The 24,484-nt window shown below is 59.0% G+C and carries 20 protein-coding genes; 10 read left to right on the top strand and 10 right to left on the bottom strand.

The window, feature by feature from the left end:
- The 4 genes from cyoB to hmpA form a co-directional block, all read right to left on the bottom strand.
- Positions 1-2,025 (bottom strand): cytochrome o ubiquinol oxidase subunit I, encoded by a 2,025-nt coding sequence (gene cyoB, locus WG29040_RS20615; protein WP_003443538.1) that lies wholly within the window; start codon positions 2,023-2,025, stop codon positions 1-3.
- A gap of 3 nt (positions 2,026-2,028) precedes the next feature.
- Entirely contained in the window at positions 2,029-2,967 is a 939-nt protein-coding gene (gene cyoA / locus WG29040_RS20610) for a ubiquinol oxidase subunit II (RefSeq protein WP_003443541.1), read from the bottom strand.
- A 799-nt stretch (positions 2,968-3,766) separates the two neighbouring features.
- Positions 3,767-4,276 (bottom strand): disulfide bond formation protein B, encoded by a 510-nt coding sequence (locus WG29040_RS20600; protein WP_003443547.1) that lies wholly within the window; start codon positions 4,274-4,276, stop codon positions 3,767-3,769.
- Between the two features lie 197 nt (positions 4,277-4,473).
- On the bottom strand, positions 4,474-5,646 hold the full coding sequence (hmpA, locus tag WG29040_RS20595) for an NO-inducible flavohemoprotein (protein ID WP_003443551.1): 1,173 nt from the start codon (positions 5,644-5,646) through the stop codon (positions 4,474-4,476).
- Positions 5,647-5,798: 152 nt separating this feature from the next.
- Between hmpA and norR the strand changes: the two genes are divergently transcribed.
- From norR to WG29040_RS20580, 3 genes are all read left to right on the top strand, one after another.
- Complete coding sequence (gene norR / locus WG29040_RS20590; protein WP_010655586.1) at positions 5,799-7,343, top strand: nitric oxide reductase transcriptional regulator NorR; 1,545 nt, start codon at positions 5,799-5,801, stop codon at positions 7,341-7,343.
- Between the two features lie 93 nt (positions 7,344-7,436).
- Positions 7,437-8,336 carry a chemotaxis protein CheV gene (locus WG29040_RS20585; RefSeq protein WP_003443555.1) on the top strand — a complete coding sequence of 300 codons (900 nt, stop codon included), beginning with the start codon at positions 7,437-7,439 and terminating at the stop codon, positions 8,334-8,336.
- Positions 8,337-8,341: 5 nt separating this feature from the next.
- On the top strand, positions 8,342-8,815 hold the full coding sequence (locus WG29040_RS20580) for a GNAT family N-acetyltransferase (protein WP_010655585.1): 474 nt from the start codon (positions 8,342-8,344) through the stop codon (positions 8,813-8,815).
- 9 nt (positions 8,816-8,824) lie between these two features.
- Here WG29040_RS20580 and WG29040_RS20575 read toward each other — a convergent pair whose 3' ends face one another.
- Together WG29040_RS20575 and WG29040_RS20570 are read right to left on the bottom strand one after the other, a co-directional pair.
- The gene (locus tag WG29040_RS20575; protein WP_029612219.1) at positions 8,825-9,070 is read right to left on the bottom strand and encodes a hypothetical protein; all 246 of its coding nucleotides are present in this window, start codon (positions 9,068-9,070) and stop codon (positions 8,825-8,827) included.
- 85 nt (positions 9,071-9,155) lie between these two features.
- Positions 9,156-9,497, bottom strand: coding sequence for a hypothetical protein (locus WG29040_RS20570; RefSeq protein WP_127196803.1), 342 nt, complete (start codon positions 9,495-9,497; stop codon positions 9,156-9,158).
- A gap of 195 nt (positions 9,498-9,692) precedes the next feature.
- Between WG29040_RS20570 and WG29040_RS20565 the strand changes: the two genes are divergently transcribed.
- The 7 genes from WG29040_RS20565 to WG29040_RS20535 all read left to right on the top strand — a co-directional run bounded on the left by WG29040_RS20565 (position 9,693) and on the right by WG29040_RS20535 (position 19,867).
- Positions 9,693-10,847 carry an efflux RND transporter periplasmic adaptor subunit gene (locus tag WG29040_RS20565; protein WP_127196802.1) on the top strand — a complete coding sequence of 385 codons (1,155 nt, stop codon included), beginning with the start codon at positions 9,693-9,695 and terminating at the stop codon, positions 10,845-10,847.
- Positions 10,844-13,939 (top strand): multidrug efflux RND transporter permease subunit, encoded by a 3,096-nt coding sequence (locus WG29040_RS20560; RefSeq protein ID WP_010655583.1) that lies wholly within the window; start codon positions 10,844-10,846, stop codon positions 13,937-13,939. The genes WG29040_RS20565 and WG29040_RS20560 overlap by 4 nt, the downstream gene beginning before the upstream one ends.
- A gap of 8 nt (positions 13,940-13,947) precedes the next feature.
- On the top strand, positions 13,948-14,622 hold the full coding sequence (locus WG29040_RS20555; protein ID WP_127196801.1) for a heavy metal response regulator transcription factor: 675 nt from the start codon (positions 13,948-13,950) through the stop codon (positions 14,620-14,622).
- On the top strand, positions 14,615-15,994 hold the full coding sequence (locus WG29040_RS20550; RefSeq protein ID WP_127196800.1) for a heavy metal sensor histidine kinase: 1,380 nt from the start codon (positions 14,615-14,617) through the stop codon (positions 15,992-15,994). The genes WG29040_RS20555 and WG29040_RS20550 overlap by 8 nt, the downstream gene beginning before the upstream one ends.
- 528 nt (positions 15,995-16,522) lie before the next feature.
- Positions 16,523-16,747: a hypothetical protein gene (locus WG29040_RS20545; protein ID WP_083912791.1), complete on the top strand. Its 225-nt coding sequence runs from the start codon at positions 16,523-16,525 to the stop codon at positions 16,745-16,747.
- Positions 16,748-16,939: 192 nt separating this feature from the next.
- Positions 16,940-18,259, top strand: a complete 1,320-nt coding sequence (locus WG29040_RS20540; RefSeq protein WP_003443567.1) for an OprD family porin — start codon at positions 16,940-16,942, stop codon at positions 18,257-18,259.
- A gap of 3 nt (positions 18,260-18,262) precedes the next feature.
- Positions 18,263-19,867 (top strand): sensor domain-containing diguanylate cyclase, encoded by a 1,605-nt coding sequence (locus tag WG29040_RS20535; protein ID WP_127196799.1) that lies wholly within the window; start codon positions 18,263-18,265, stop codon positions 19,865-19,867.
- A 165-nt stretch (positions 19,868-20,032) separates the two neighbouring features.
- Here WG29040_RS20535 and lpxC read toward each other — a convergent pair whose 3' ends face one another.
- From lpxC to WG29040_RS20515, 4 genes are all read right to left on the bottom strand, one after another.
- Positions 20,033-20,944, bottom strand: coding sequence for a UDP-3-O-acyl-N-acetylglucosamine deacetylase (gene lpxC / locus WG29040_RS20530; RefSeq protein ID WP_003443572.1), 912 nt, complete (start codon positions 20,942-20,944; stop codon positions 20,033-20,035).
- Between the two features lie 112 nt (positions 20,945-21,056).
- On the bottom strand, positions 21,057-22,271 hold the full coding sequence (ftsZ, locus tag WG29040_RS20525) for a cell division protein FtsZ (protein ID WP_003443576.1): 1,215 nt from the start codon (positions 22,269-22,271) through the stop codon (positions 21,057-21,059).
- Positions 22,272-22,342: 71 nt separating this feature from the next.
- The gene (gene ftsA, locus WG29040_RS20520) at positions 22,343-23,602 is read right to left on the bottom strand and encodes a cell division protein FtsA (RefSeq protein WP_003443600.1); all 1,260 of its coding nucleotides are present in this window, start codon (positions 23,600-23,602) and stop codon (positions 22,343-22,345) included.
- 15 nt (positions 23,603-23,617) lie between these two features.
- Positions 23,618-24,484, bottom strand: a complete 867-nt coding sequence (locus tag WG29040_RS20515; RefSeq protein WP_037001571.1) for a cell division protein FtsQ/DivIB — start codon at positions 24,482-24,484, stop codon at positions 23,618-23,620.

Genomic DNA, 24,484 nt, shown 5'->3' with positions numbered 1-24,484 from the left:
TTAAGCCTGTTCCAACTTGGTTTCAACACGGGTAGCCGGGATTGCTTTGGCGGCTACCAGACGCTTGTGCTGCTCGGCCTCGATACGCTCGATGGTCTCAACCGGCACCATATAGCCCTGGTCGTCACGGGCAGCGTGGGCAACGAAGACCACGACAGTGCCAACCAGACCAACGATGGCCAGCCACCAGATGTGCCAGATCATTGCGAAACCGAACACGGTCAGCAAAGCACCCATGTACACACCGGTAGCGGTGTTGTTAGGCATGTGGATCGGCGAGTACTTGGCCGGAGCCTGGTAAGCAGTGCCGTTTTCCTTGGCTTCGGTGAACGCATCGATAGTGTCAACGCGTGGCACGACAGCAAAGTTGTAGAAAGGAGGTGGCGACGAAGTCGACCATTCCAGGGTGTGGCCATTCCATGGATCGCCGTGTTCGCAGGCGTTCTGTGGCAGCTTGCGGTCACGCACGCTGACGTACAGCTGGATCAGCTGGCAAGCGATACCGATAGCGATCAGTACAGCGCCGAACAGAGCCACGTACAGGTAAGGCACCCACTCAGGGTTGGTGCTGGCGTTCAGACGACGGGTCATGCCCATGAAGCCCAGTGCATAGAGCGGCATGAACGCGACGAAGAAGCCCGAGATCCAGAACCAGAATGCTGCCTTGCCCCAGGATTCGTTCAACTTGAAGCCGAACGCTTTAGGGAAGTAGAAGCTGAAGCCTGCGATGTAGCCGAATACTGCGCCGCCGATGATCACGTTATGGAAGTGAGCAATTACGAACAGGCTGTTGTGCAGTACGAAGTCAGCACCCGGAATGGCCAGCAGTACGCCGGTCATGCCGCCGATGGCGAAGGTCACCATGAAGCCCAGGGTCCACAGAACCTGGCTGGTGAAACGCAGACGACCTTGATAGATGGTGAACAGCCAGTTGAATAGCTTCACCCCCGTCGGGATCGAAATCAGCATCGTCGCCAGGCCGAAGAAGGCGTTGACGCTGGCCCCCGAACCCATGGTGAAGAAGTGGTGCAGCCAGACCATGAAGCCCAGGATCGAGATCGCGCCGCTGGCGTAGACCATCGAGTGGTGACCGAACAGACGCTTGCCGGTGAAGGTCGAGATGACTTCAGAGAAGATCCCGAATGCCGGCAGAATGAGGATGTATACCTCAGGGTGACCCCACGCCCAGAACAGGTTGACGTACATCATCGGATTGCCACCAAGTTCACTGGTGAAAATGTGGAAATCCATGTAACGGTCAAGTGTCAGCAGTGCCAGGGTAGCGGTCAGGATCGGGAACGAAGCCACGATCAGGACGTTGGCCCAGGTGCAGGTCCAGGTGAAGATCGGCATGTCCATCAGCTTCATGCCAGGAGCACGCATTTTCAGCACGGTCGCCAGGAAGTTAACCCCGGTTAACGTCGTACCTAGCCCCGATAGCTGTAGCGCCCAGATGTAGTAGTCCATCCCCACGCCAGGGCTGTACTGCAGGCCCGACAGTGGCGGATAGGCAACCCAACCGGTTTTGGCGAACTCGCCGACGCCCAGCGACAGGTTGACCAGCACAACGCCGGACACCAGCAGCCAGAAGCTCAGGGAGTTAAGGAACGGATAGGCCACGTCACGCGCGCCGATCTGCAGCGGCACTGCAAGGTTCATCAGGCCGGTGAAGAATGGCATCGCCATGAAGATGATCATGATCACACCGTGAGCGGTGAAGATCTGGTCATAGTGTTCAGGCGGCAGGTAGCCAGGCGAACCCTCGGTGGCCATGGCCAGCTGGGTACGCATCATGATGGCGTCGGCAAAGCCGCGCAGAAGCATGATCATGGCGACGATGATGTACATCACGCCGATTTTCTTGTGGTCGACTGACGTTAGCCATTCGGTCCACAGGTAGGTCCACTTCTTGAAATAGGTGATTGCTGCAAACAGTGCCAGACCACCGAGCGCGATCATGGCAATAGTGACCATGACAATCGGCTCGTGGAACGGGACCGCTTCCCAACTTAATTTACCAAACATCGTTTACTCCTCTGCCCCGGCAGCTGAATTCGAACTCGTGTCCAACCCATCGGTCCCGGCCACTTCTTTCTTCTCGTGTTTCACCGGCTTGCCTGGATTCATACCTTCGTACTTGTCGACGATTTTCTGAAACAGGTTCGGGGTGAACGAGGAGTAGAGCTCAACGGGGTTGTTCTGACTTGGCTTGGACAGAGCTTCGTATTCAGCTTGTTCAAGCTGTTTAGGTGATGCTTTGACTTCACTTACCCAGGCATCAAAGTCAGCCTGAGAAGTCGCGATCGCTTTGAATTTCATGCCCGTGAAACCAGCGCCGCTGTAGTTGGCAGAAATGCCCTCCAGCTCAGCGTTGTGGTTGGCAATCAAGTGCAGCTTGGTGGTCATACCGGCCATGGCGTAGATCTGACCGCCCAGGCCTGGAATGAAGAACGAGTTCATGACCGTGTCGGAAGTGACGCGGAAGTTAACCGGAGTGTTAGCCGGGAACACGATCTTGTTGACAGTGGCGATACCCTGTTCCGGGTAGATGAACAGCCACTTCCAGTCCATTGCCACCACTTCGATGGTAATCGGCTTGACGTCAGATTCGAGCGGACGATATGGATCCAGCGCGTGGGTCGACTTGTAGGTCAGGATGCCCAGGGCGATGATGATCAGGATAGGTACAGTCCAGATCACGACTTCGATCTTGGTGGAGTGAGACCATTTTGGTGCGTAGGTCGCCTTGGTGTTCGACGCACGGTATTTCCAGGCGAAGATAAAAGTCATCGCAATGACCGGAACCACGACCAGAAGCATCAGCAGTGTTGCGGTGATGATCAGATTTTTCTCTTCGATCCCGACCTGCCCCACCGGATTGAGCAATGTCCAATTGCAACCTCCCAGCAGCAACGTGCCGAAAAGTGGCAATAAGCCAAGGAGTCTGGGGTACCTTTTTTTAGTCATCTCACGACCTCTAAAACAGCTTGCACAATGCAGTTGGTTTTTTTCGCCAACACTTCGCCCTGCCAAGGGTTGGCTCTTTTCCGGAATTGCATGTCGCCCTGCTCTATCACCATCAGGCAGATAGGCAAATTCCGGGTTAGCAGTGGTTTCTTATTCGATACGTGGTCAATGGCCTTGTTACAGACCAATTCCATTTGGTGCGGAACTTAGAAGGGTTGCCAGTACCTGGGAGTCGCATGGGACGCCTGTCATGAACTGCCCAGTCGCCCTTCAACTTCCCGCTTGGGCTCAGGGACGAGCAGGCTGGACGTTCAGTGCGGGCGATTGTAGTTAGGTAGCTCCCTATAAACCATGTCTCATCCAGAAATAATTCTTCTCGGCTACGGTAACAATCCCTACTTATTGTTACGCTGCGAGCCGGAAAACCTCCTTTGCGGCGGCATGTAGCACGTCATTGCCACAGTCGATACGCGCCCCTTTTTAGCGCATGCCCCCATGACTGCCAACCCGCCTGAACGCCCAAATAAAAAGGGCTACAGGCGATTTTCATGGAGCCACCAAGGGACCTTTTCAAGCCCCCCCGCGCTCAGAAAATCGACGGTTGCCAGTTGTACCCGGCGCAGGGTTTTTTCAGCGCTGAATCAGTTCCGGCCACAGGCTGCGACCACTTATCCGTGACAATATGTCGCAGTGTCGCACCCCCTGTTTGCGGGGCTTCATCACAGGCTGTTGACATTTGAGCGGCGACAAAAAACGCCCCGCACTTCAAGACCGAAGTACGGGGCGGCGCAGGTTTAATTCAAACGGCCTTGTTGCGATTGCGATAAATCCCCAGGGGTACCAGAACCGCGGTCAGCACAAAGGCCACCAGCGCCCATTGCGCCAGGGACAGGCCCAGCACCGGCGGGTATGGCGTGGAGCAGAACCCGTCGACCTGAAAGCCCAGCGGGAAAATGCTCGCCAGGGGCAGGCCATCGACGATCGGTTGCAGCACATCAAGCCCGCAGCTCACCGCCGGGTTGGCCAGAATAAAGACGTGGCGTGCAGCAGCGACGATTCCGCCAATGGCACTGAGCACCACCAGCACTTCAAACACCGTCATGCTGCGCCGGGTCGGCATCGCCGCGCCAATAAAGGCAAAGATCGCGATCAGCAGCAACGCATAGCGTTGCAAGATGCACAGTGGGCAAGGGGCCTCACCGAGCACGATTTGCATGTACAGCGCGCCGCCGATCAGTGCCAGGCAGATCAGCCCCAACAAGACCAGAAAGCGCTTTTCCGGGCCCAATCGCATCATGTCTTCCGTCATCCCGCTTCCCTTAGCCTGAGTGTGTAAAACCCGCAGTTTACACCCAGACCTGCGGCCTGGAGGTATCTGAACGGAGCGGCGACGGTGGCGCAGGCAGATTAATCCAGTGTTAAGCCCCCGCCCCGCCCTGACACCCTGCAGGAGTGAGCTGTTTCAAGAGCAAATGCTCGCTCCCGCAGATTTTCGCGTTTCCAGGGTTATTGCAGGTCAGCTGCCGGGCCAAAGAACTCGTAGCGGCTTTGGCTCTGGGGCACGCCCAGGGCCTTGAGCTGACGCTTGACCGCGCCCATGAAACCTTTAGGCCCCAGGAAGTAGGCATCCACGTCGCGATCGGCAGGCAACCACTGCGCCAGCACGTCTTCGGTCAACAGGCCGACATGATCCGCCGCTGCATGCTGCTCGGCGTAACAGTAGAAGCGCTGCAGCTGCGGGTGCTGCGCTGCCAGCTCGTCGACCCAGGTACGGAATGCATGCACATCGGCATTGCGCGCGCAGTGGATAAAGTGGATCGGGCGCCGGGTGGCCAGCGCGGCTTCCAGCATCGGCAGGGTCGGGGTAATACCCACGCCGCCACTGATCAATACCAGCGGTTTTTCGCTGTGGGTCAGGGTGAACTCGCCTGCCGGCGGGAACAGTTCCAGGGTGTCGCCGACTTGCAGCCGGTCATGCAGGAAGTTCGAGACCACACCACCGGCCTCGCGTTTGACGCTGATGCGATAGCGTCCGACCCGGGCCAGGGCCGACAGTGAGTAGTTGCGACGCACTTCCTCACCATCGATGATCAGCTTGAGGCCTATGTACTGGCCGGGGGCGCAATCCAGAATCGCCTGTTGATCCACCGGACGGAAGTAGAACGAGGTGATTTCCGAACTCTCTTCAACCCGGGACACCAGCTTGAACTCACGCCCGCCTCTCCAGCCGCCGGGCGCAGCAGCCTTTTCGTCGTAAATTGCAGCCTCGGCACCGATCAGGATATCGGCCAGCTGGTTGTAGGCTGCACCCCAGGCCGCCAGAACCTGGGCAGTAGCAATGTCGCTGCCCAGCACTTCTTCGATGGCCCGCAGCAGGCAGCTGCCGACGATCGGGTAATGCTCGGGGAGGATTTGCAGAGCAACATGCTTGTTGATGATGCGGGCCACCAGATCGCCCAGCTGGTCTAGCTGATCGATGTGCCGTGCATACATCAAAACCCCGGTGGCCAGCGCCCGCGGCTGGTCACCACTGGCCTGGTTGGCCTGATTGAACATCGAGCGGACTTCGGGATGTTCCGCGAGCATCATGCGGTAGAAGTGGGTGATCAAGGCCTCACCGCCGCTTTCGAGCAATGGCACGGTGGATTTGACGATGGCACGGTCCTGGGCAGTAAGCATAGGGTGACTCCTGAGTACATAGACTTGACTATTACCCTTTACTTATCAGTATTCGTGCCAAGTATAAAAACCTTTAAAATCAATAAGATAAAAACATTAGTGTCATTTTGACTCACCCTGATTTAGAGTCATATCGACTAGATGAGGTCAAAATGACTGCAAAACCCTTACTCACTGCCCTGCTGCCGCTGGTGGCCGACCTGTCCCGGGATCTGCCAGACAGCGAACGCTTTCGCCGCCTGCTGCAAGCGCTGCGCGCCGTGTTGCCCTGCGACGCTGCGGCCCTGTTGCGGCTGGACGGCGAATGGCTGGTGCCGCTGGCCGTTGACGGCTTGAGTCTCGACACCCTGGGCCGACGTTTCCGAATCAGTGAGCACCCGCGCTTTGAAGCGCTGCTCAGCAGTCCGGGGCCAACGCGCTTTCCCGGCAACTGCGAGCTGCCCGACCCCTATGACGGCCTGGTCGACGGACTGGCCGAGCACCTCGAAGTGCACGACTGCATGGGCTGCCCGCTGTTTGTCGAAGAGCGGCCGTGGGGGTTGCTGACCCTCGATGCACTTGATCCCAAGCGCTTCGAACCCATCGATCTGGACGACCTGCAAGCCTTTGCCAGCCTGGCCGCCGCCACGGTCAACGTGGCCCGGCGTATCGAGCGTCTGGCGTTACGGGTTGAAGACGAGCAGCAAAAAGCCGAGCTCTATCGACAGGCCCACGGCACCCCGAATAAAGAACTGATAGGGCAAAGCAAAGCCCACAAACACCTGCTCGAAGAAATCGCTCTGGTGGGCGGCAGCGATCTGACCGTGCTGATCACCGGTGAAACCGGGGTCGGCAAGGAGCTGGTGGCCCAGGCGATTCATGCCGCTTCGCCCCGGGCTGAAAAACCGCTGATCAGCCTCAATTGCGCCGCCCTGCCCGACACCCTGGTGGAGAGCGAGCTGTTCGGCCATGTGCGTGGTGCCTTTACCGGCGCAACCCATGATCGACGGGGCAAGTTCGAGCTGGCCAATGGTGGCACCCTGTTTCTGGATGAGGTGGGCGAGCTGTCCCTGACGGTGCAGGCCAAGCTGCTGCGGGTACTGCAAAGCGGACAGTTGCAGCGCCTGGGCTCGGATCAGGAGCATCAGGTTGATGTGCGGCTGATCGCAGCCACCAACCGTGATCTTGCAGAAGAAGTGCGTGCCGGCCGTTACCGCGCCGACTTTTATCATCGCCTGAGCGTTTACCCGCTCAAGGTTCCCGCCCTGCGTGAGCGCGGCCGTGATGTGCTGCTGTTAAGCGGTTTTTTTCTGGAGCAGAACCGTTCACGTATGGGTCTTGGCAGCTTGCGTCTGAGCGCGGACGCCCAGGCCGCCCTGCTGCATTACGACTGGCCGGGCAACGTGCGCGAACTGGAGCACCTGATTGGTCGCAGCGCGCTCAAGGCCCTGGGCCGCTGCCATCCGCGGCCACGGATCCTGACATTGACCGCGGCCGATCTGCAGTTGCCCACAACCACTGTTGCCCCGGCAATGGCCAAGCCTGAGGCCGTACCGGACGCCGTGGGTGACTTGCGCCTGGCCACCGAAAATTATCAGCGCCAGCTCATCAGTGCCTGCCTTGAACGCCATCAACATAACTGGGCCAGTGCGGCCCGGGAGCTGGGGCTGGACCGGGCCAACCTCGGGCGGATGGCCAGGCGGCTGGGGTTGAAATAAACGTAGTCGCTGACGAGGAACGGGGCTGCGGCGATTACAGAATTCCGGTTCCAGGTCGATAACCCTGTATCACTGCCCCTCCAGAAGGTTTTTATGTCATCGAACAACGCTCGCGCAGATTCACTTTCGCTTCTGCTGTTCACTTTGCGCAGCGGCAAGCTGATGGCAATCAATCTGCTGAAGGTCAGTGAAATCATTCCCTGCCCGGCGCTGACCAAAATGCCCGAGTCGCACCCCCACGTGAAAGGGGTGGCGGTATTGCGCGGCGCATCCCTGGCGGTGATCGACCTCAGTCGCGCCATCGGCGAACAACCGCTGCTTGATCCTGACGGCGGCTGCCTGATCGTCACCGACGTCAGTCGCTCCAAACAGGGGCTTCACGTACAGGCGGTAAGCAAGATCGTGCACTGCCTGAGCACCGACATTCGCCCGCCACCCTACGGTTCGGGCAAGCGCTCTTATATCACCGGGGTGACCCAGGTCGACGGGGCGCTGGTGCAGGTGCTGGATATCGAAAAAGTGATTCATGGCATCGCCCCCGCCCGGATCGAAGACCTCCCCGAGGCCCTCAGCCGCGAAGACAGCAAACTGCTGGCCGGGGCCCGGATTCTGGTGGTGGATGACAGTCAGGTCGCGCTGCAACAGTCGGTGATTACTTTGCGCAACCTGGGGCTGCATTGCCACACGGCCCGCAGCGCCAAGGAGGCCATCGAGCGACTTCTGGAGCTGCAGGGAACGCCGGAGCAAATCAATGTGCTGGTGTCAGACATCGAAATGTCCGAGATGGATGGCTATGCCTTCACCCGCACCGTGCGCGAAACCCCGGACTTTGCTCATCTTTATGTGCTGCTGCACACCTCGCTGAACAGTGCCATGAACAGCGAAAAAGCACGCCTGGCCGGAGCCAACGCAGTGCTGACCAAGTTCTCGTCGCCGGAGCTGACCCAGTGCCTGATCAAGGCCGCGCGCACGGTTGCCGAGCAGGGTTACTGAATTCAATGAGCGAGTATTGCCTGCTGTTGCGCAAAGACCTGAACCAGCCGCCGGAGCCTGTACAGTGGCCCCGGGGAGTAACTCTGGTGACGCTCAACGAAGCGCTGCTGCAACCCGTCCATGACTTGCTGGTTCAGGGCTACGGACAGGGCGAGGGCAGTGTCCCGTCGCTGCAAGAGTGGCAAGACTGCCTGCAGCATGACGCCGAATACGATGCGCAACTGTGCTTTGTGGTGCTGCTCGAAGGCGAGGTGGTGGCGGTTGCCCAGGCCTGGACCAGCGCCTACCTCAAGGATTTGGTGGTGCATCCCCGGCAGCAGGGCCGAGGATTGGGCGGCACGCTATTGCGCCATGTGTTTGCAGTGTTCCGGCAACGCAATGAAGCCTGGGTTGACCTTAAAGTCATGGAGCACAATCAGCGGGCCTTGCGCCTGTACCACAAACACGGCATGCGCCAGGTTCAACGGCTGGCACTGTAGAACCTGAAATCAGCGCTTGCCCATGGTGCGACGGGTACCGTGGGGCGGAGCGCCCGGGGTTTTATCGTGACCGCCCAGACCGCTTTTCTGGTAGTAGGCCTGACCTTCGGCCTTGGCCTTGGCAAACTCCGAAGGCTTGAACGGAAAGGTGAAGGCTGGAATGACCGGTTTTTTCGGGGTGTCGAGGCCGGTTTCGCTGTCAACCTGCTCAGTGCCCACGGCATCAGGAGCGGTCGTTGGTGTAGGAGTAGTCATGAAAGCTCCGTAATACGGGGGAAATGATCAGGCCGGGTGGCGCAAGACCGCGCAGTATACCTGCCTGACCTTCCCCGCGGAGCAATCAGCGGTAGGAAATAGTCACCACGCCTTTTTTCCCCGACGACAGGCTTGCGCCGGGGTTTGGCGGATTTTTCAGCTCGGTGAAAGACATGGAATACAGAGGCTCGCTGCCACGGCCTTTGCGCAAGGCCATATTCATGGCGATGACCACACCCGGCGCGACTTCAATCAGTTGGCCGGACTCGCCGTAGTCCACATTACTGGCCAGCCCCAGCTCGTAGGCCGGCTCGACAATAGCGCCATGGAACTGAATCTGGCCACTGCCGATCAGGGTCTGAGCCTGAGTCGGCTGACAAAGGAGGAAAATCGAGCAAGCTGCAAAACCCAACGCCAGGTTTTTCATAATGACCGCCCCTTGAATGGGAACGCGTAAGTGCTCCCTTTAAAGAACTATCGACGCCGGGGCGGTTTACTTGACCACCAGAACACTATTTTTATCTGCCTGTCGGTAATGTCAGTTTGCGGTCACTTTATTGACCCGGTTGACCGGCTATAACCTTAGCGTCCCCTAATTCCACGTACACGGCGTTTACCCGGCATGCGCACTCAAACAAAAAAAATCCTGCTGGGCATGCTTATGGTAGCCCTGATTGGTTGCGGCGCCTGGTGGGCGACTCGCCCGACCCCCGTTAAATCGACCGCCGGTGTGGCGGTTCCGGTCCGGGTGGTTCAGGTGGCCCGGCAAGATGTGCCGCACTATGTCAGCGGCATAGGCGCTGTGCTGTCGCTGCACAGTGTGATGATTCGTCCGCAAATCGACGGCATCCTCACCCAACTGCTGGTCAAGGAAGGCCAGACCGTCAAGGCCGGTGACCTGCTGGCAACCCTGGATGACCGCTCGATCCAGGCCAGCCTCGATCAGGCCAAGGCCCAATTGGGGCAAAACCAGGCCCAGCTGCAAGTCGCCCTGATCGACCTCAAACGCTATCAGTTGCTGAGTGTCGACAACGGCGTGTCCAAACAAACCCTCGACCAGCAACAGGCCCTGGTCAATCAGCTCAAAGCCACCGCACAAGGTAATCAGGCTTCGATTGCAGCGGCGCAGGTGCAATTGTCGTACACCCGGATTCACTCGCCGGTAAGCGGCAGAGTAGGGATTCGCACTGTCGACCCGGGCAATTTCCTGCGGGTCAGTGATACCCAGGGGCTGTTTTCCGTCACCCAGATCGATCCGATTGCCGTGGAGTTCTCACTCCCCCAGCAGCTCCTGCCCACTTTGCATAAGTTGCTCGGCGCCAAAGACCCGGCCCTGGTCAAAGCCTTCCTTGGCGACTCCAGCCACAGCGGCACGGCACTGGGCGAAGGCCGGCTGAGCCTGATCGACAATCAGGTGTCGGCCAGCACCGGTACGATCAAGGTCAAAGCCCGGTTCGACAACCCCGAGCACAACCTGTGGCCCGGCCAGTTGGTGAATGTCGAGATTCAGACCGGTGTTTCGCAAAATGCACTGGTGGTACCGCCCCAGGTGGTGCAGCGCGGCCTGGATAATTATTTTGTGTATCGCATCGTGGGCGACAAGGTCGAAACCGTGCCGGTACAGATGCTGTATCAGGACAGCGGACTCAACATCATCAGCGGCGTCAACCCGGGGGACACCCTGGTCAGCGATGGCCAGTCGCGTCTCAAACCGGGATCACGGGTTGAAGTCTTGAGCGAGCCAGCGCTGACCAGCGCCCAACCGGTGCAACCATGAATAACGGTCGTTCACTGTCAGCCTGGTGTGTCGATCACCCGATCGCCACGGTGTTGCTGACCTTTGCCCTGGTGCTGCTGGGGCTGATCGCCTTCCCGCGGCTGCCCGTCGCCCCCTTGCCCGAAGCGGAGTTCCCGACCATTCAAGTGTCGGCGCAACTGCCCGGCGCCAGCCCCGACACCATGGCATCGTCGGTGGCCACACCGCTGGAGGTGCAATTCAGCGCCATCCCCGGCATGACCCAAATGACCTCCAGCAGCGCGTTGGGCTCCACTACCCTGACCCTGCAGTTCACCCTCGATAAAAGCATCGATACCGCCGCCCAGGAAGTACAGGCGGCAATCAATACCGCGTCCGGCAAATTGCCCAAAGACATGCCCACCCTGCCGACCTGGAGGAAGGTCAACCCGGCGGACAGCCCGGTATTGATTCTGAGCATCAGCTCGATGCAGATGCCCGGCACCGAACTCAGCGATTACGTCGAAACCCTGCTGGCACGCCAGATCAGCCAGATCGACGGTGTAGGCCTGATCAACATCACCGGCCAGCAACGTCCGGCGATCCGGGTCCAGGCCTCAGCCGACAAGCTGGCGGCCATCGGCCTGACCCTGGCCGATATCCGCCTGGCGATTCAGCAAACCAGCCTCAACCTGGCCAAAGGTGCACTGTACGGCCCCTCGAGCATTTCCACCCTGTCGACCAACGACCAGTTGTTCGATGCCGACGAGTACGGCCAGCTGATCGTCTCGTACAAGGACGGCGCCCCGGTGCAGTTGCGCGACGTGGCGCGGGTGATCAACGGCTCCGAGAACGACTACGTGCAGGCATGGTCCGGGCATCAGCCGGGGCTGAACCTGGTGATCTCGCGCCAGCCGGGGGCCAACATTGTTGAAACGGTGGACCGCATCCAGGCCGCCCTCCCCGCCCTGCAGGCCATGCTCCCGGCTTCGGTGCAAGTCACGGTCCTCAGCGACCGGACCAAAACCATTCGGGCCTCGCTGCACGAAGTGGAAATTACCCTGCTGATTGCGGTGCTGCTGGTGATCGCAGTGATGGCGCTGTTTTTGCGCCAGTGGTCGGCAACCCTGATCGTTTCGGCGGTACTGGGGGTGTCGCTGATTGCCAGTTTTGCCCTGATGTATGTGCTCGGCTTCAGCCTCAACAACCTGACGCTGGTGGCGATTGTGGTGGCCGTGGGGTTTGTGGTCGACGATGCGATTGTGGTGGTGGAGAACATCCACCGTCATCTCGAAGCGGGCCAGAGCATGCGCGATGCGGCGATCAAGGGCTCCAGCGAGATTGGCTTCACCGTGGTCTCGATCAGCCTGTCGCTGGTGGCCGCCTTTATTCCGCTGCTGTTCATGGGCGGAGTGGTGGGCCGGCTGTTCAAGGAGTTCGCCCTGACCGCGACCTCGACCATTTTGATTTCGGTGCTGGTATCCCTGACCCTGGCGCCCACCCTGGCGGCGCTGTTCATGCGCTCGCCAGTGCACCACGCCGATGCCCGCCCCGGTTTTGGTGAACGCCTGCTGGCGCTGTATGACAAGGGCCTGAAGCGGGCACTGGCCCACCAACGGCTGATGCTGGGGGTTTTCGCGGTGACGCTGGCGATGGCCATTGCCGGCTACGTACTGATCCCCAAGGGCTTCTTCCCGGTGCAAGACACAGGTTTCGTGCTGGGTACCAGCGAAGCGGCGTCGGATATTTCATTTGCCGACATGCGCAAAAAACATCTGCAACTGGCCAACATCATCAGTGCCGACCCGGCGGTGCAGGCGTTCTCCCATTCGGTGGGGGTGACCGGCAGCAACCAGACTATCGCCAACGGTCGCTTCTGGATTGCCCTCAAGGACCGCAGCGACCGCGATGTGTCGGCCAGTGAATTTATCGACCGGATTCGCCCGCAGCTGGCCAAAGTCCCGGGCATCGTCCTGTACCTGCGCGCCGGCCAGGACATCAACCTCAGCTCGGGCCCCAGCCGCAGCCAGTATCAGTACGTGCTCAAGAGCAATGACGGGCCAACGCTCAATACCTGGACCCAGCGTCTGACCGAAAAACTGCGCACCAATCCGGCATTCCGCGACCTGTCCAACGATCTGCAACTGGGCGGCAGCATCACCCCTATCAGCATCGACCGGAACGCCGCCGCCCGCTTCGGCCTGACTGCCACCGATGTCGACGAAGCCCTGTATGACGCCTTTGGTCAGCGTCAGGTCAATGAGTTCCAGACCGAGACCAACCAGTACAACGTGATTCTGGAGGTCGACGCGCAGCAGCGTGGCAAGGCCGAAAGCCTTAATTATTTCTACCTGCGCTCGCCGCTGACGGGCGAGATGGTGCCGCTGTCGGCCGTGGCCAAAGTCGATGCGCCAGTCAGTGGTCCGCTGTCGATCAGCCATGACGGCATGTTCCCGGCGGCCAACCTGTCATTCAACCTTGCCCCCGGCGTAGCCCTGGGCGATGCCGTACTGATGCTCAATCAGGCGAAAAATGAAATCGGCATGCCAAGCACCATCAGCGGCAACTTCCAGGGCGCGGCGCAAGCCTTCCAGAGCTCGCTGGCCAGCCAGCCGTGGCTGATTCTGGCGGCGCTGGTGGCGGTCTACATCATTCTCGGGGTGCTGTACGAAAGCTTCGTGCATCCGCTGACGATCATTTCCACCCTGCCCTCCGCAGGCCTGGGGGCGCTGGTGATGCTATGGATCTGCGGCCAGGACTTTTCGATCATGGCGCTGATCGGGCTGGTACTGCTGATCGGCATCGTCAAGAAAAACGGCATCCTGATGATCGACTTCGCCCTCGACGCACAACGCACTCGCGGGCTAAGCCCGGAAGAAGCGATCTATGAAGCCTGCCTGACGCGGTTCCGGCCGATCATCATGACCACCCTCGCCGCCTTGCTCGGCGCCCTGCCGCTGATGCTCGGCTATGGCACCGGTGCCGAACTGCGCCAGCCGCTGGGGATCGCCGTGGTCGGCGGGTTGCTGGTGAGCCAGGCGCTGACGCTGTTCACCACGCCGGTCATATACTTGTGGCTGGAACGACTGTTCCAGCGTTCCAAACCCGTCAGCTTGCTGGCGACGAATCACTGAGGCGGGTTATGCGAGTCCTGATAATTGAAGATGAAGAAAAAACCGCCGATTACCTGCATCGCGGCCTGACCGAGCAAGGCTACACGGTGGATGTTGCGCGGGAGGGGATCGAGGGTTTGCACCTGGCGCTGGAGAGCGATTACGCCGTGATCGTGCTCGATGTGATGCTGCCCGGCCTGGATGGCTTCGGCGTGCTGCGGGCACTGCGCGCGCGCAAGCAGACGCCGGTGATCATGCTGACGGCCCGCGAGCGGGTCGAAGACCGGATTCGCGGCTTGCGCGAAGGCGCCGACGATTATCTGGGCAAGCCGTTTTCATTTCTGGAACTGGTAGCCCGTCTGCAGGCCCTGACCCGGCGCAGCGGCGGCCACGAACCGGTGCAGGTAACGGTCGATGACCTGTGGATAGATTTGATCAGCCGCAAGGCTACCCGCGCCGGCACCCGCCTGGACCTGACGGCCAAGGAGTTCTCGCTGCTCAGCGTACTGGCGCGGCGTCAGGGGGAGATTCTGTCCAAAACCTCCATCGCCGAAATGGTCTGGGACATTAACTTCGACAGCGACGCCAACGTGGTCGAAGTCGCGATCAAACGCCTGCGCGCCAAGCTCGACGGCCCCTTTGAGCACAAGCTGCTGCACACCATTCGCGGCATGGGATACGTACTGGAGCGGCGCAGTGTTTAAGCGGCCCGGTCGCCTGAACTCCATCGCCCTGCGCTTGAGCGCGATGTTCACCCTGGTGGCGCTGCTGGTGTTCGTGCTGATCGGCTGGGCGCTGTACCAGCAGGTCGACAAGGGTATCGGCCGTCTGCCCGAGGCCGAGCTGGATGCGCGCTTCAGCGTGCTTGAGTCCTCGATCAATCGCTATGGAACCCCCGAGCACTGGGCCAAGATCAGCGCCAAACTCAAGCTGCTCAGTGAAGAAGACAAGCGCCTGCGGTTTTGGGCCATCAGTGGCGACCCGGAGTATGAGTACGGCAATCCCGAGGCGCCGGTACGCGAGTTTGCCAAGGGCCCGACCGGGATCCGCGACCTGTATCTGCCCGGCCAGACCTACCCGCTCAAGGTGTTGATCAGCCAGATCCCGGCCAAGGAACAACGACCGGCCCTGCGCTTCCTGACCGCCATCGATACCGAAACCTTCCGCCAGACCCAGCACCACTTGCTGGTGGCGTTGATCAGCCTGGCATCTATTGGTGTGGTCCTGGCCTCACTGCTGGGTTACTGGGTGGCCAGAATCGGCCTTAAACCCTTGATCAAGCTCTCTGAAGAAGCGCTGAAACTGGCCCCGCCACGCCTGTCCGGGCGCTTGCACTTGTCGCCACTGCCGCCGGAACTGGATCAACTGGTGAGCGCTTTCAATTCAACCCTGGAGCGGGTCGAGCAGGCTTATACGCGACTGGAGTCGTTCAATGCCGACGTGGCCCATGAACTGCGTTCGCCGCTGACCAATCTGATTGGCCAGACTCAGGTGGCGCTGACCCGGGGGCGCTCTGCCGAACACTACTTTGAGGTGCTGCAGTCCAACCTGGAGGAGCTGGAGCGCTTGCGCAGCATCATCAACGACATGCTGTTCCTGGCCAGCGCCGATCAAGGCAGCAAGGCCAGCAAACTGACCCGTGCCTCACTGGCGGATGAAGTGGCGACGACCCTGGAGTATCTGGAGTTCATTCTTGAAGACGCGCGGGTCGAGGTGCAGGTCAACGGCGATGCCCAGGTCAATATCGAAAAGCCCCACCTGCGCCGGGCGTTGATCAACTTGCTGAGCAATGCCGTACAGCACACCGAAGCCGGGCAACGGATTGAGGTACAGATCGATCAAAGCGCCGGAGGCGTGACCATCGGCATCAGCAACCCGGGCGAGCCAATTGCCGACGAGCACCTGCCGCGGCTGTTCGAGCGTTTTTATCGCGTGGATGCCTCGCGTCACAACAGCGGAGCCAATCATGGTCTGGGGCTGGCCATCGTCAAAGCCATTGCGCAGATGCATGGCGGGGATGTCTTTGTGCGCAGCGCCGAAGGGCGCAATACCTTTGGCCTGTTTTTACCGGCTTGAGGCCCGGGCCTGTTGTGGGAGCCAGTCTGCTGGGGATACAGGCACATGGGTGTCACTGAGGTGATGCTATCGCTAGGCCAGCTCCCACAATAGTGTATGTGTCAGGTCCAGGCCCTATGGGAGCCAGCTTGCTGGCGATACAGGCACATTGGTTTCACTGACTTGATCCCATCGCTGGCAAGCCAGCTCCTACAAGACTCAGGCACATTGGTTTCACTGACTTGATGCCATCGCTGGCAAGCCAGCTCCTACAAGACTCAGGCACATCGGTTTCACTGACTTGATGCCATCGCTGGCAAGCCAGCTCCTACAAGACTCAGCAGCCCCTTAGCTCTCACAAGACTCAGCAGCCCCTTGCTCCCACAAGACTCAGCAGTGCCTGAGTACTCAATGTGCCTACCCGGCACCTCCCCGGGTTTGTTACCCCAAACGCAAAAGTCCTTGTATGAAACAGGGCTTTTTCACTGGTCAGGATCGCTATAAATTGCTGACACCACACAGAACTTGCTCAGCAAGAAGGTCTTTGAAATGTCCAGCAGTATGGGTATGGCCAGCGTTTTCGTTTTGTCGTCTTTGTTGTTGTCGCCTATGGCCATGGCGGAAGAGTCACCCGCGTTTGTCGCACAAAATGCAGCCCGCGCAGCTTCTTTTGATCAGGCTCGAACAGAGTTGGCAACACGTCCCGACAACGACGCCAAGCCCCAGCAAACACAGGCAAAACACAGCATTTCTGATGAGTCTGAAGACAGCTGAACAGACACCTGAAAACTTCCCGACCCAGTTGGTCACTCGTTACAGATGTGACTAACTGTTTCAAAAGCCGCTATCATAGCGGCTTTTTTTTGGTCTTTAATTAAGGCGCCTGCTCCTTTGGCGCCCTATGCCGGGCACCGGATTCATCGAGAATTACAACAATTTTCAGCACTAAAAAGGAGCTCCAAACCGGTGAAGCATTCACTCAAACTCAGTCCTTTATTCATTGCCCTGGCTGCAACGATCCCCGCTTTCGCCCACGCAGACGACGAAGCGTCCAAAGACGGTTTTATTGAAGGCTCGAGCCTCAAGATTCATACCCGCAACTATTACATGAACCACGATATCCGTAGCCCCCATGCCGATGACAGCAAGGAATGGGGCCAGGGCTTTGTGGGGAAATTTGAGTCGGGCTTCACCCAGGGTGTAGTCGGCTTTGGCCTGGATGCCTACGGCATGCTCGGCCTGAAACTGGACGGCGGTGGCGGCACCGATGGCAGCAGCATCCTGCCGGTCAGTGATGGCAATGGCAAAGCGCCTACTGCCTTTTCATCAGCCGGTGCGGCGCTGAAAATGCGCGCCTTTGATACCGAGCTCAAAGCCGGTGATCTGTTCTTGACCAACCCGGTCATCGCCGGCGGCGAAACCCGCATGCTGCCGCAGACCTTCCGTGGCGTCAGCCTGACCAACCACAGTTTCGACGGCTGGATGTTCGAGGGCGGCCAGGCCAGCTTCAACAAACCCTACAACCAGAGCGGTATGCGTCGCCTGACGACCACCTACGGCAACCTTGACGACCAGACCAGCAAACACCTGACCTGGGCCGGCGCGTCGTGGAGCGCCATTCCCGAGATCACCAGCAACCTGTATGCCGCCCAGCTCAAGGATGTGTGGGATCAGTACTACTACGATCTGGATTACACCTACGCCCTGTCTGACAGCATCAGCCTGAACCCGGGGCTGCATTACTATCACACCCGCGACAGCGGTAAAGCACTGCTGGGGGATATCAACAACAACACCTTCAGCCTGCACCTTGCGCTTGCCATGGCCGGCCACAAGTTCACCACCGTGCTGCAAAAGGTCAATGGCAACACGCCGTTTGACTACATCAATCAGGGCGACAGCGTTTACCTCGACAACTCGCAGCAATATTCGGACTTCAACGGGCCCAACGAGCGCTCCTGGAAGCTGCAATATGAATACGACTTTGCCGGTCTGGGTATCGCCGGTCTGACTTCCAGCATCTCGTATTCGCGCGGCGAACTGGACCTGACCAAGGCGAGCACCAACAGTATCGGTTACGGTAACTGGTACAACCCCCAGGGCAAGAATGCCCATCACTGGGAGCGCGACATGGCTCTGAAGTATGTGGTTCAGGATGGCAAGGCCAAGGATCTGGCAGTTAGCCTGCGCTGGGCAACCAACCGCGGCAACGATGCCTACCGGACGGTGGACAACGATGTAGACGAATACCGCGTGATCATCGACTATCCTATCGATGTGTTCTAAACAATGACCATAAGGCCAGCATCCCAGCTGGCCTTATGCCAATATGGCGTAACCTTAGGTCTGGGCACCAAACGCATCAGTGAGGTCAAGGCCATTCCACATTCCCGCCGCACATCCTTCATTACCCGGCGCATGCTGATCAGGGCAACAACGCTGTCAGTGGTTGCCATCCTCGGCATCGTTGGCTATTTGCTGGTCAGGGAGTATCGCAATACCGAGCAGGATGCCACGCGTTCAGCCCTGAACCTGGTGCAACTGATCAATCGCGACATTCGTAACACCTTTTCGATTTATGACTCCGCGCTCACCAGCCTGATCGATTTTCTGCAAAGCCGGGAGCTCTCCACCCTTCCCTCTGCAACCCGACAGTCGCTGCTCTTTGCCAGGGCCAATGAGGCCCCGTCCAATGCCGGATTCTTCGTTCTGGATGCCGCGGGCCAACTGATTGCCAGCTCTGCACCGGGCATGCCCGTGCCGGGTCAGGCCAGCCAGCAGCCGTGGTTCAAGGCCCACCTCGGTGCGGCAGACGACAAAATCTTCATCAGCCGCCCATTTCTCGCCGGCCAGGGCGCCAATGACTGGAATATTATTCTTAGCCGCAGAGTCTCAGGCCCGGAAGGCGATTTCCGGGGGGTTGCGGTGGGCCAGATCAAATTGAGCTACTTCCAGAGCATGTTCCGCGGTCTGGACATAGGGCCTACCGGCAACATCAGTCTGGTCAGCGCTGACGGAATTCTGTTGACCCAATATCCCGGGACAAACCGCGTCAGTATCGGCCAGGACCTTAGCCGGACCCCTAACTTCATTCGCTTCCTGGAAGAACGACATGGCAGCTTTACTGCCATGTCCGGGGTCTATCATCAGGAGCGTCTGTACAACTTCGCTCAGGTGGGCGAGTTGCCGCTGGTGGTGGTGGTCGCCATCTCCACCTCGAGTATTTTCGACAACTGGTGGCATACCGCCCTGTTGATCGGCAGTGCCACCCTCCTGCTCTGCCTGGGCTTGCTGTGGCTCACCTGGCTGCTGACGCGGGAGCTGCGCTTGCGGCACAAGGCCGAGCGGGTGCTGGCCGAGCTCGCTGCAACCGACCCCCTGACCGGACTGGCCAATCGCCGTACCCTGGACACAACCCTGGATCTGGAATGGCGCCGGGCGCAGCGCTCGGGCAATCCTGTATCCCTGGTCATGATTGATATAGATAATTTCAAGGCTTTCAATGACTGCTACGGCCATCAAGCCGGGGATGAAGCCATACGGCGGGTTGCCCAGGTGATCAAGTCCCACACCCGTCGCCCCGCCGATCTGGCCGCCCGCTATGGCGGTGAAGAGTTCGCCGTGATACTGACCGAGACCGAGGCAACAGGTACACGCCTGCTGGCCGAGAAGATTCGCTGCGCAGTGGAGCAGCTGGAGCCTGTTGCCGAGCACAGGAAACTGACCATCAGCCTGGGCGCCTGCAGCCGCTACGCAAAACCCGGGGATGACCAGCAAGCCCTGATCAGCACGGCCGACAAAGCGCTTTACCAGGCCAAAAAAGGCGGGCGCAACCGGGTGGTTTGCATCAATGAAACGGGACTGAACGCGCTGCAGCCGAAGCCGGAGGCCTGAAGACTTCCCCAGCGGCAGCAGATTTTGCAGGAACTGGCTTGATCGCGATCTTTTCAACCAGGCCCAAGAGCTCGCTCCGACAGAACTCGTACAGCCCCCACCAATTTCAGGGCAAAAAAAAGCCACCCGGGGGTGGCCTTCAAAAACTAGAGAAAGAAGTTTTACTTAAACTGCTGCAACCGGACGCATGTACGAGATCGGTGCTGTGCTGGCGTCTTCAAAGGTCACGACTTCCCACGCATCTTTCTGTTCAATCAGCTTGCGAAGCAGCTGGTTGTTCAGTGCATGGCCAGACTTGAAGCCCTTGAACTCACCAATCAGGCTATTGCCCAGCAGGTAGAGGTCACCAATAGCGTCGAGAATCTTGTGCTTCACGAATTCGTCTTCGTAGCGAAGGCCGTCTTCGTTCAGTACACCATTGGCGTCGACCACGATCGCGTTTTCAACGCTACCGCCGAGTGCGAGGTTGTGCTTGCGCAGGTACTCGATGTCACTCATGAAACCGAAAGTACGCGCGCGGCTGACTTCTTTTACAAACGAAGTGCTGGAAAAATCCACGGTTGCGCTTTGGGTACGGTTACGGAAAACCGGGTGATCGAAATCGATCTCAAAGCTCACTTTGAAGCCTTCGAAAGGGACGAAAGTGGCGCGCTTGTCGCCATCTTCCACTGTCACTTCACGCAGGATACGGATGAACTTCTTCGGCGCGTCCTGTTCTTCCAGGCCGGCAGATTGAATCAGAAACACGAAAGGTCCGGCGCTACCGTCCATAATCGGGACTTCAGACGCGGAGAGTTCGACGTAGGCGTTATCGATCCCCAGGCCAGCCATGGCCGAGAGCAAGTGCTCTACCGTGTCTACTTTGGTATCGCCGTTGACCAACGTGGTCGACATCGTTGTCTCGCCGACGTTTTCCGCGCGGGCAGGAATCTGCACAACAGGGTCAAGGTCTGCACGACAAAACACGATGCCGGTATCCACAGGCGCAGGCTTGAGGGTCAGGTAGACCTTCTCACCGGAGTGCAGGCCGACACCTGTGGCACGGATAATATTTTTCAGGGTGCGTTGTTTAATCATGGCATTGGCCGCTTCAGCGCAAATTGCGAACTGGTATCAACAAAGGCTGGCGATAATAGCAGACCGAACCTTTGCTGAATACCAATCACCTTAATCCCCCTGATTGATTTCATTAATCAGCCTGTCGACGCAGGAAAGCCGGGATATCCAGATAATCCAAATCGTCTTGCGGGTTGAGCTTGGCAGCGGTAGTCGCGCCTTGCTGGGCCTGATTACGCATCACGGTCGGGCGGTCCAGATCACGGTAGTTAACCACTGGCTGTTCCTGACGCTCGGTACGTGCTTCCTGACGAGTAGAAGCTGCGTGTGCCGAAGAGGCTGCGTAAGAGGCTTGAACGCTGTTGTCGATAACCTTGACCGGCTTCTCGATTTTCGCGCCCAGACCGGTCGCAACCACGGTCACATGCAGTTCGTCGCGCATGTCCGGATCGATAACGGTACCGACCTTGACCATGGCGTGCTCGGAAGCGAAGGCTTCGATGATGCTACCCACGTCGGAGTACTCACCCAGGGACAGGTCAGGACCGGCGGTGATGTTCACCAGGATGCCGCGTGCACCTTCCAGGTTCACGTCTTCGAGCAACGGGTTGCGGATCGCCGCTTCGGTTGCTTCACGTGCACGGTTCGGACCGCTGGCGCAGCCAGTGCCCATCATCGCCATGCCCATTTCGCTCATCACGGTACGTACGTCGGCAAAGTCGACGTTGATCATGCCCGGACGCTTGATGATGTCGGAGATACCGCGAACGGCACCGGCCAGTACGTCATCGGCCTTGGCGAAAGCCGACAGCAAGCTGGCGTCCTTGCCCAGGATGGTGAGCAGTTTTTCGTTCGGAATCGTAATCAACGAGTCAACGCTTTCGGACAGCAGACGAATACCTTCGTCAGCGATCTGCATGCGCTTGCGGCCTTCAAACGGGAACGGACGGGTCACCACCGCAACGGTGAGGATCCCCATTTCCTTGGCCACTTCGGCAATGATCGGCGCTGCACCGGTACCGGTACCTCCGCCCATGCCCGTGGTGATGAACACCATATTGGTGCCCTGCAGCACTTCAGCGATGCGCTCTCGGTCTTCCAGAGCGGCCTGACGACCGACCTCAGGATTTGCACCCGCACCCAGGCCTTTGGTCACACCGGTGCCCAATTGCAGGATGGTTCGGGCGCCGATGCTTTTCAGCGCTTGCGCGTCAGTGTTGGCGCAGATGAATTCCACGCCTTCGATGTTGCTCTTAACCATATGATTAACAGCATTGCCACCGCCACCACCAACACCGATAACCTTGATTACCGGGCTTTGCGGGATGTTGTCTACGAGTTCGAACATTTTCCCTCTCCTTTCATTTCTCTAGTTTTTTCGCCTACTTCTACTGCTTTGAATCTTTTACTGCTCAAGCTTTAAAAGTTGCCCTGGACCCAGCGCTTCAGGCGCTCAAGCACAGGGGCTTTCTGTTCATCACTGCTGTAGTTGTCGCGGTTGCTGATACCCGACATGGAGATGCCGTCTGACTGCTTTTGCAGCCCGTACAGCAACAAGCCCACAGCGGTGGAGTAAATCGGATTGCGCACAACATCGGACAAGCCCTTGAAGCTGTGCGGCACGCCCAGACGAACCGGCATATGGAAGATTTCTTCGGCCAGTTCGACCGCACCTTCCATTTTCGAAGTACCGCCGGTCAGCACGATGCCGGCCGGGATCAGGTCTTCGTAGCCGCTGCGACGCAACTCGGCCTGAATCAGGGTGAACAGCTCGTCGTAACGCGGCTCGACCACTTCGGCCAGGGCCTGACGGGACAGTTCGCGCGGTGGACGGTCGCCTACGCTCGGGACTTTGATGGTTTCACCGGCGCCGGCCAGTTTGGCCAGGGCGCAGGCGTAACGGATCTTGATTTCTTCGGCGTACTGGGTCGGTGTACGCAACGCCATCGCGATGTCGTTGGTCACCTGGTCACCGGCAATCGGGATCACCGCCGTGTGGCGAATGGCGCCTTCGGTGAAGATCGCGATATCGGTGGTACCGCCGCCGATGTCGACCAGGCACACACCCAGTTCTTTCTCGTCATCGGTCAACACCGAGTAAGCCGACGCCAGTTGCTCGAGGATGATGTCGTCCACCTCAAGGCCACAGCGGCGCACACATTTCTCGATGTTCTGTGCTGCATTCACTGCGCACGTTACTACGTGCACCTTGGCTTCCAGACGTACGCCCGACATCCCCAGTGGCTCACGAACGCCTTCCTGGTTATCGATCACGTAGTCCTGGGGCAAAGTGTGCAGCACGCGCTGGTCTGCCGGAATCGCGACGGCCTGAGCAGCGTCAAGCACGCGCTCAAGGTCGGCGGAGCTGACCTCACGGTCCCGAATTGCCACGATGCCGTGGGAGTTCAGGCTGCGGATGTGGTTGCCGGCAACACCGACAAACGCCGAGTGAATCCGGCAACCGGCCATCAGCTGCGCTTCTTCGATGGCGCGCTGGATCGATTGCACGGTGGACTCGATATTCACCACCACGCCTTTCTTCAGGCCACGGGACGGATGCGTGCCAATACCGACGATTTCGATGGTGCCGTCTTCCCCGACCTCGCCCACCAGCGCCACCACCTTGGAGGTGCCGATATCGAGACCGACGATCATTTTTCCGCTTTGCACGTTTGCCATGGGTCCTGCCTCTTCTTAATTCTTCGCGACAGCGGGTTGGGCTATCGTCGGTGCCACAGGTTCCCGCCAGCCGACGGCCAATCCGTTGGCATAACGCAAATCGATGCGCGCTATGTTTGTAATCTGTTCTTTCAGCGTTTTTTCATAGATGGCTATGAAGCGACGCATTTTTTCTACCAGGTGATCGCGCCCCAACAGCAACTCGATCCCGGGCCCTGCACTGCCGGCTCCGGTGGTCAGGAACCAGCTACCGCGTTCACGCAATTCCAGCCGGGCAATGGAGAAGCCCATCGGACGCAGCATCTGGCTCAACACCTGATACTGCTGCATCACTTGCTGCTGAGCCCGTTGTGGGCCGAACAGCTGCGGCAAGTGTTCGTAATTGGCCAGCTCACGCGGGGTGAATGCCTGGCCCTGGTTGTTCAACAGCGCTTCATCACCCCAGCGGGCTACCGGCAACTGTTCTTCGAGACGGATCACCACCTGGTCAGGCCATACGCGCCGGACTTCGGCGTGGGCAATCCAGGGCATCTGTTCCAGCTCGGTACGCATGCCTTCCAGGTCGACGGTGAAGAAGCTCGCCGCCATGTAAGGGGCAATGCGCTGCTGCACGGCCTGCTGGCTGATGTAGGTCAAATCACCCTGCACGTTGATGTTGGTGATCGGCCGGTCGGCGTACGGCATCAGGCGCTGCGCACCTTCGTACGTGCCGTACCCCAGCACCACCAGCAACACGGGCCAGAACAACACTTTCAGGAAGCCAAAATTGGCTTTCGGCAGACGCACTGACATCGGCTCTTTAGCCACCATCCGGCTTGCGCCCCGAGGCACCGGCTTGCGGCCGGGAACGGGTTGCTGATGACGAAGCGATGCGCCTTGCAT

This window comes from Pseudomonas sp. PAMC 29040, assembly GCF_003994535.1.
GTDB lineage: Bacteria > Pseudomonadota > Gammaproteobacteria > Pseudomonadales > Pseudomonadaceae > Aquipseudomonas > Aquipseudomonas paraversuta.
Note: the sequence above shows the minus strand (reverse complement) of the source record. Positions and strands in the feature narration are given on the sequence as shown.

Bases quoted from the DNA above. Each gene is read 5' to 3' on its own strand.
- cyoB (WP_003443538.1), bottom strand. From the start codon at position 2,025: ATGTTTGGTAAATTAAGTTGGGAAGCGGTCCCGTTCCACGAGCCGATT.
- cyoA (WP_003443541.1), bottom strand. From the start codon at position 2,967: ATGACTAAAAAAAGGTACCCCAGACTCCTTGGCTTATTGCCACTTTTC.
- WG29040_RS20600 (WP_003443547.1), bottom strand. From the start codon at position 4,276: ATGACGGAAGACATGATGCGATTGGGCCCGGAAAAGCGCTTTCTGGTC.
- hmpA (WP_003443551.1), bottom strand. From the start codon at position 5,646: ATGCTTACTGCCCAGGACCGTGCCATCGTCAAATCCACCGTGCCATTG.
- norR (WP_010655586.1), top strand. From the start codon at position 5,799: ATGACTGCAAAACCCTTACTCACTGCCCTGCTGCCGCTGGTGGCCGAC.
- WG29040_RS20585 (WP_003443555.1), top strand. From the start codon at position 7,437: ATGTCATCGAACAACGCTCGCGCAGATTCACTTTCGCTTCTGCTGTTC.
- WG29040_RS20580 (WP_010655585.1), top strand. From the start codon at position 8,342: ATGAGCGAGTATTGCCTGCTGTTGCGCAAAGACCTGAACCAGCCGCCG.
- WG29040_RS20575 (WP_029612219.1), bottom strand. From the start codon at position 9,070: ATGACTACTCCTACACCAACGACCGCTCCTGATGCCGTGGGCACTGAG.
- WG29040_RS20570 (WP_127196803.1), bottom strand. From the start codon at position 9,497: ATGAAAAACCTGGCGTTGGGTTTTGCAGCTTGCTCGATTTTCCTCCTT.
- WG29040_RS20565 (WP_127196802.1), top strand. From the start codon at position 9,693: ATGCGCACTCAAACAAAAAAAATCCTGCTGGGCATGCTTATGGTAGCC.
- WG29040_RS20560 (WP_010655583.1), top strand. From the start codon at position 10,844: ATGAATAACGGTCGTTCACTGTCAGCCTGGTGTGTCGATCACCCGATC.
- WG29040_RS20555 (WP_127196801.1), top strand. From the start codon at position 13,948: ATGCGAGTCCTGATAATTGAAGATGAAGAAAAAACCGCCGATTACCTG.
- WG29040_RS20545 (WP_083912791.1), top strand. From the start codon at position 16,523: ATGTCCAGCAGTATGGGTATGGCCAGCGTTTTCGTTTTGTCGTCTTTG.
- WG29040_RS20535 (WP_127196799.1), top strand. From the start codon at position 18,263: ATGACCATAAGGCCAGCATCCCAGCTGGCCTTATGCCAATATGGCGTA.
- lpxC (WP_003443572.1), bottom strand. From the start codon at position 20,944: ATGATTAAACAACGCACCCTGAAAAATATTATCCGTGCCACAGGTGTC.
- ftsZ (WP_003443576.1), bottom strand. From the start codon at position 22,271: ATGTTCGAACTCGTAGACAACATCCCGCAAAGCCCGGTAATCAAGGTT.
- ftsA (WP_003443600.1), bottom strand. From the start codon at position 23,602: ATGGCAAACGTGCAAAGCGGAAAAATGATCGTCGGTCTCGATATCGGC.
- WG29040_RS20515 (WP_037001571.1), bottom strand. From the start codon at position 24,484: ATGCAAGGCGCATCGCTTCGTCATCAGCAACCCGTTCCCGGCCGCAAG.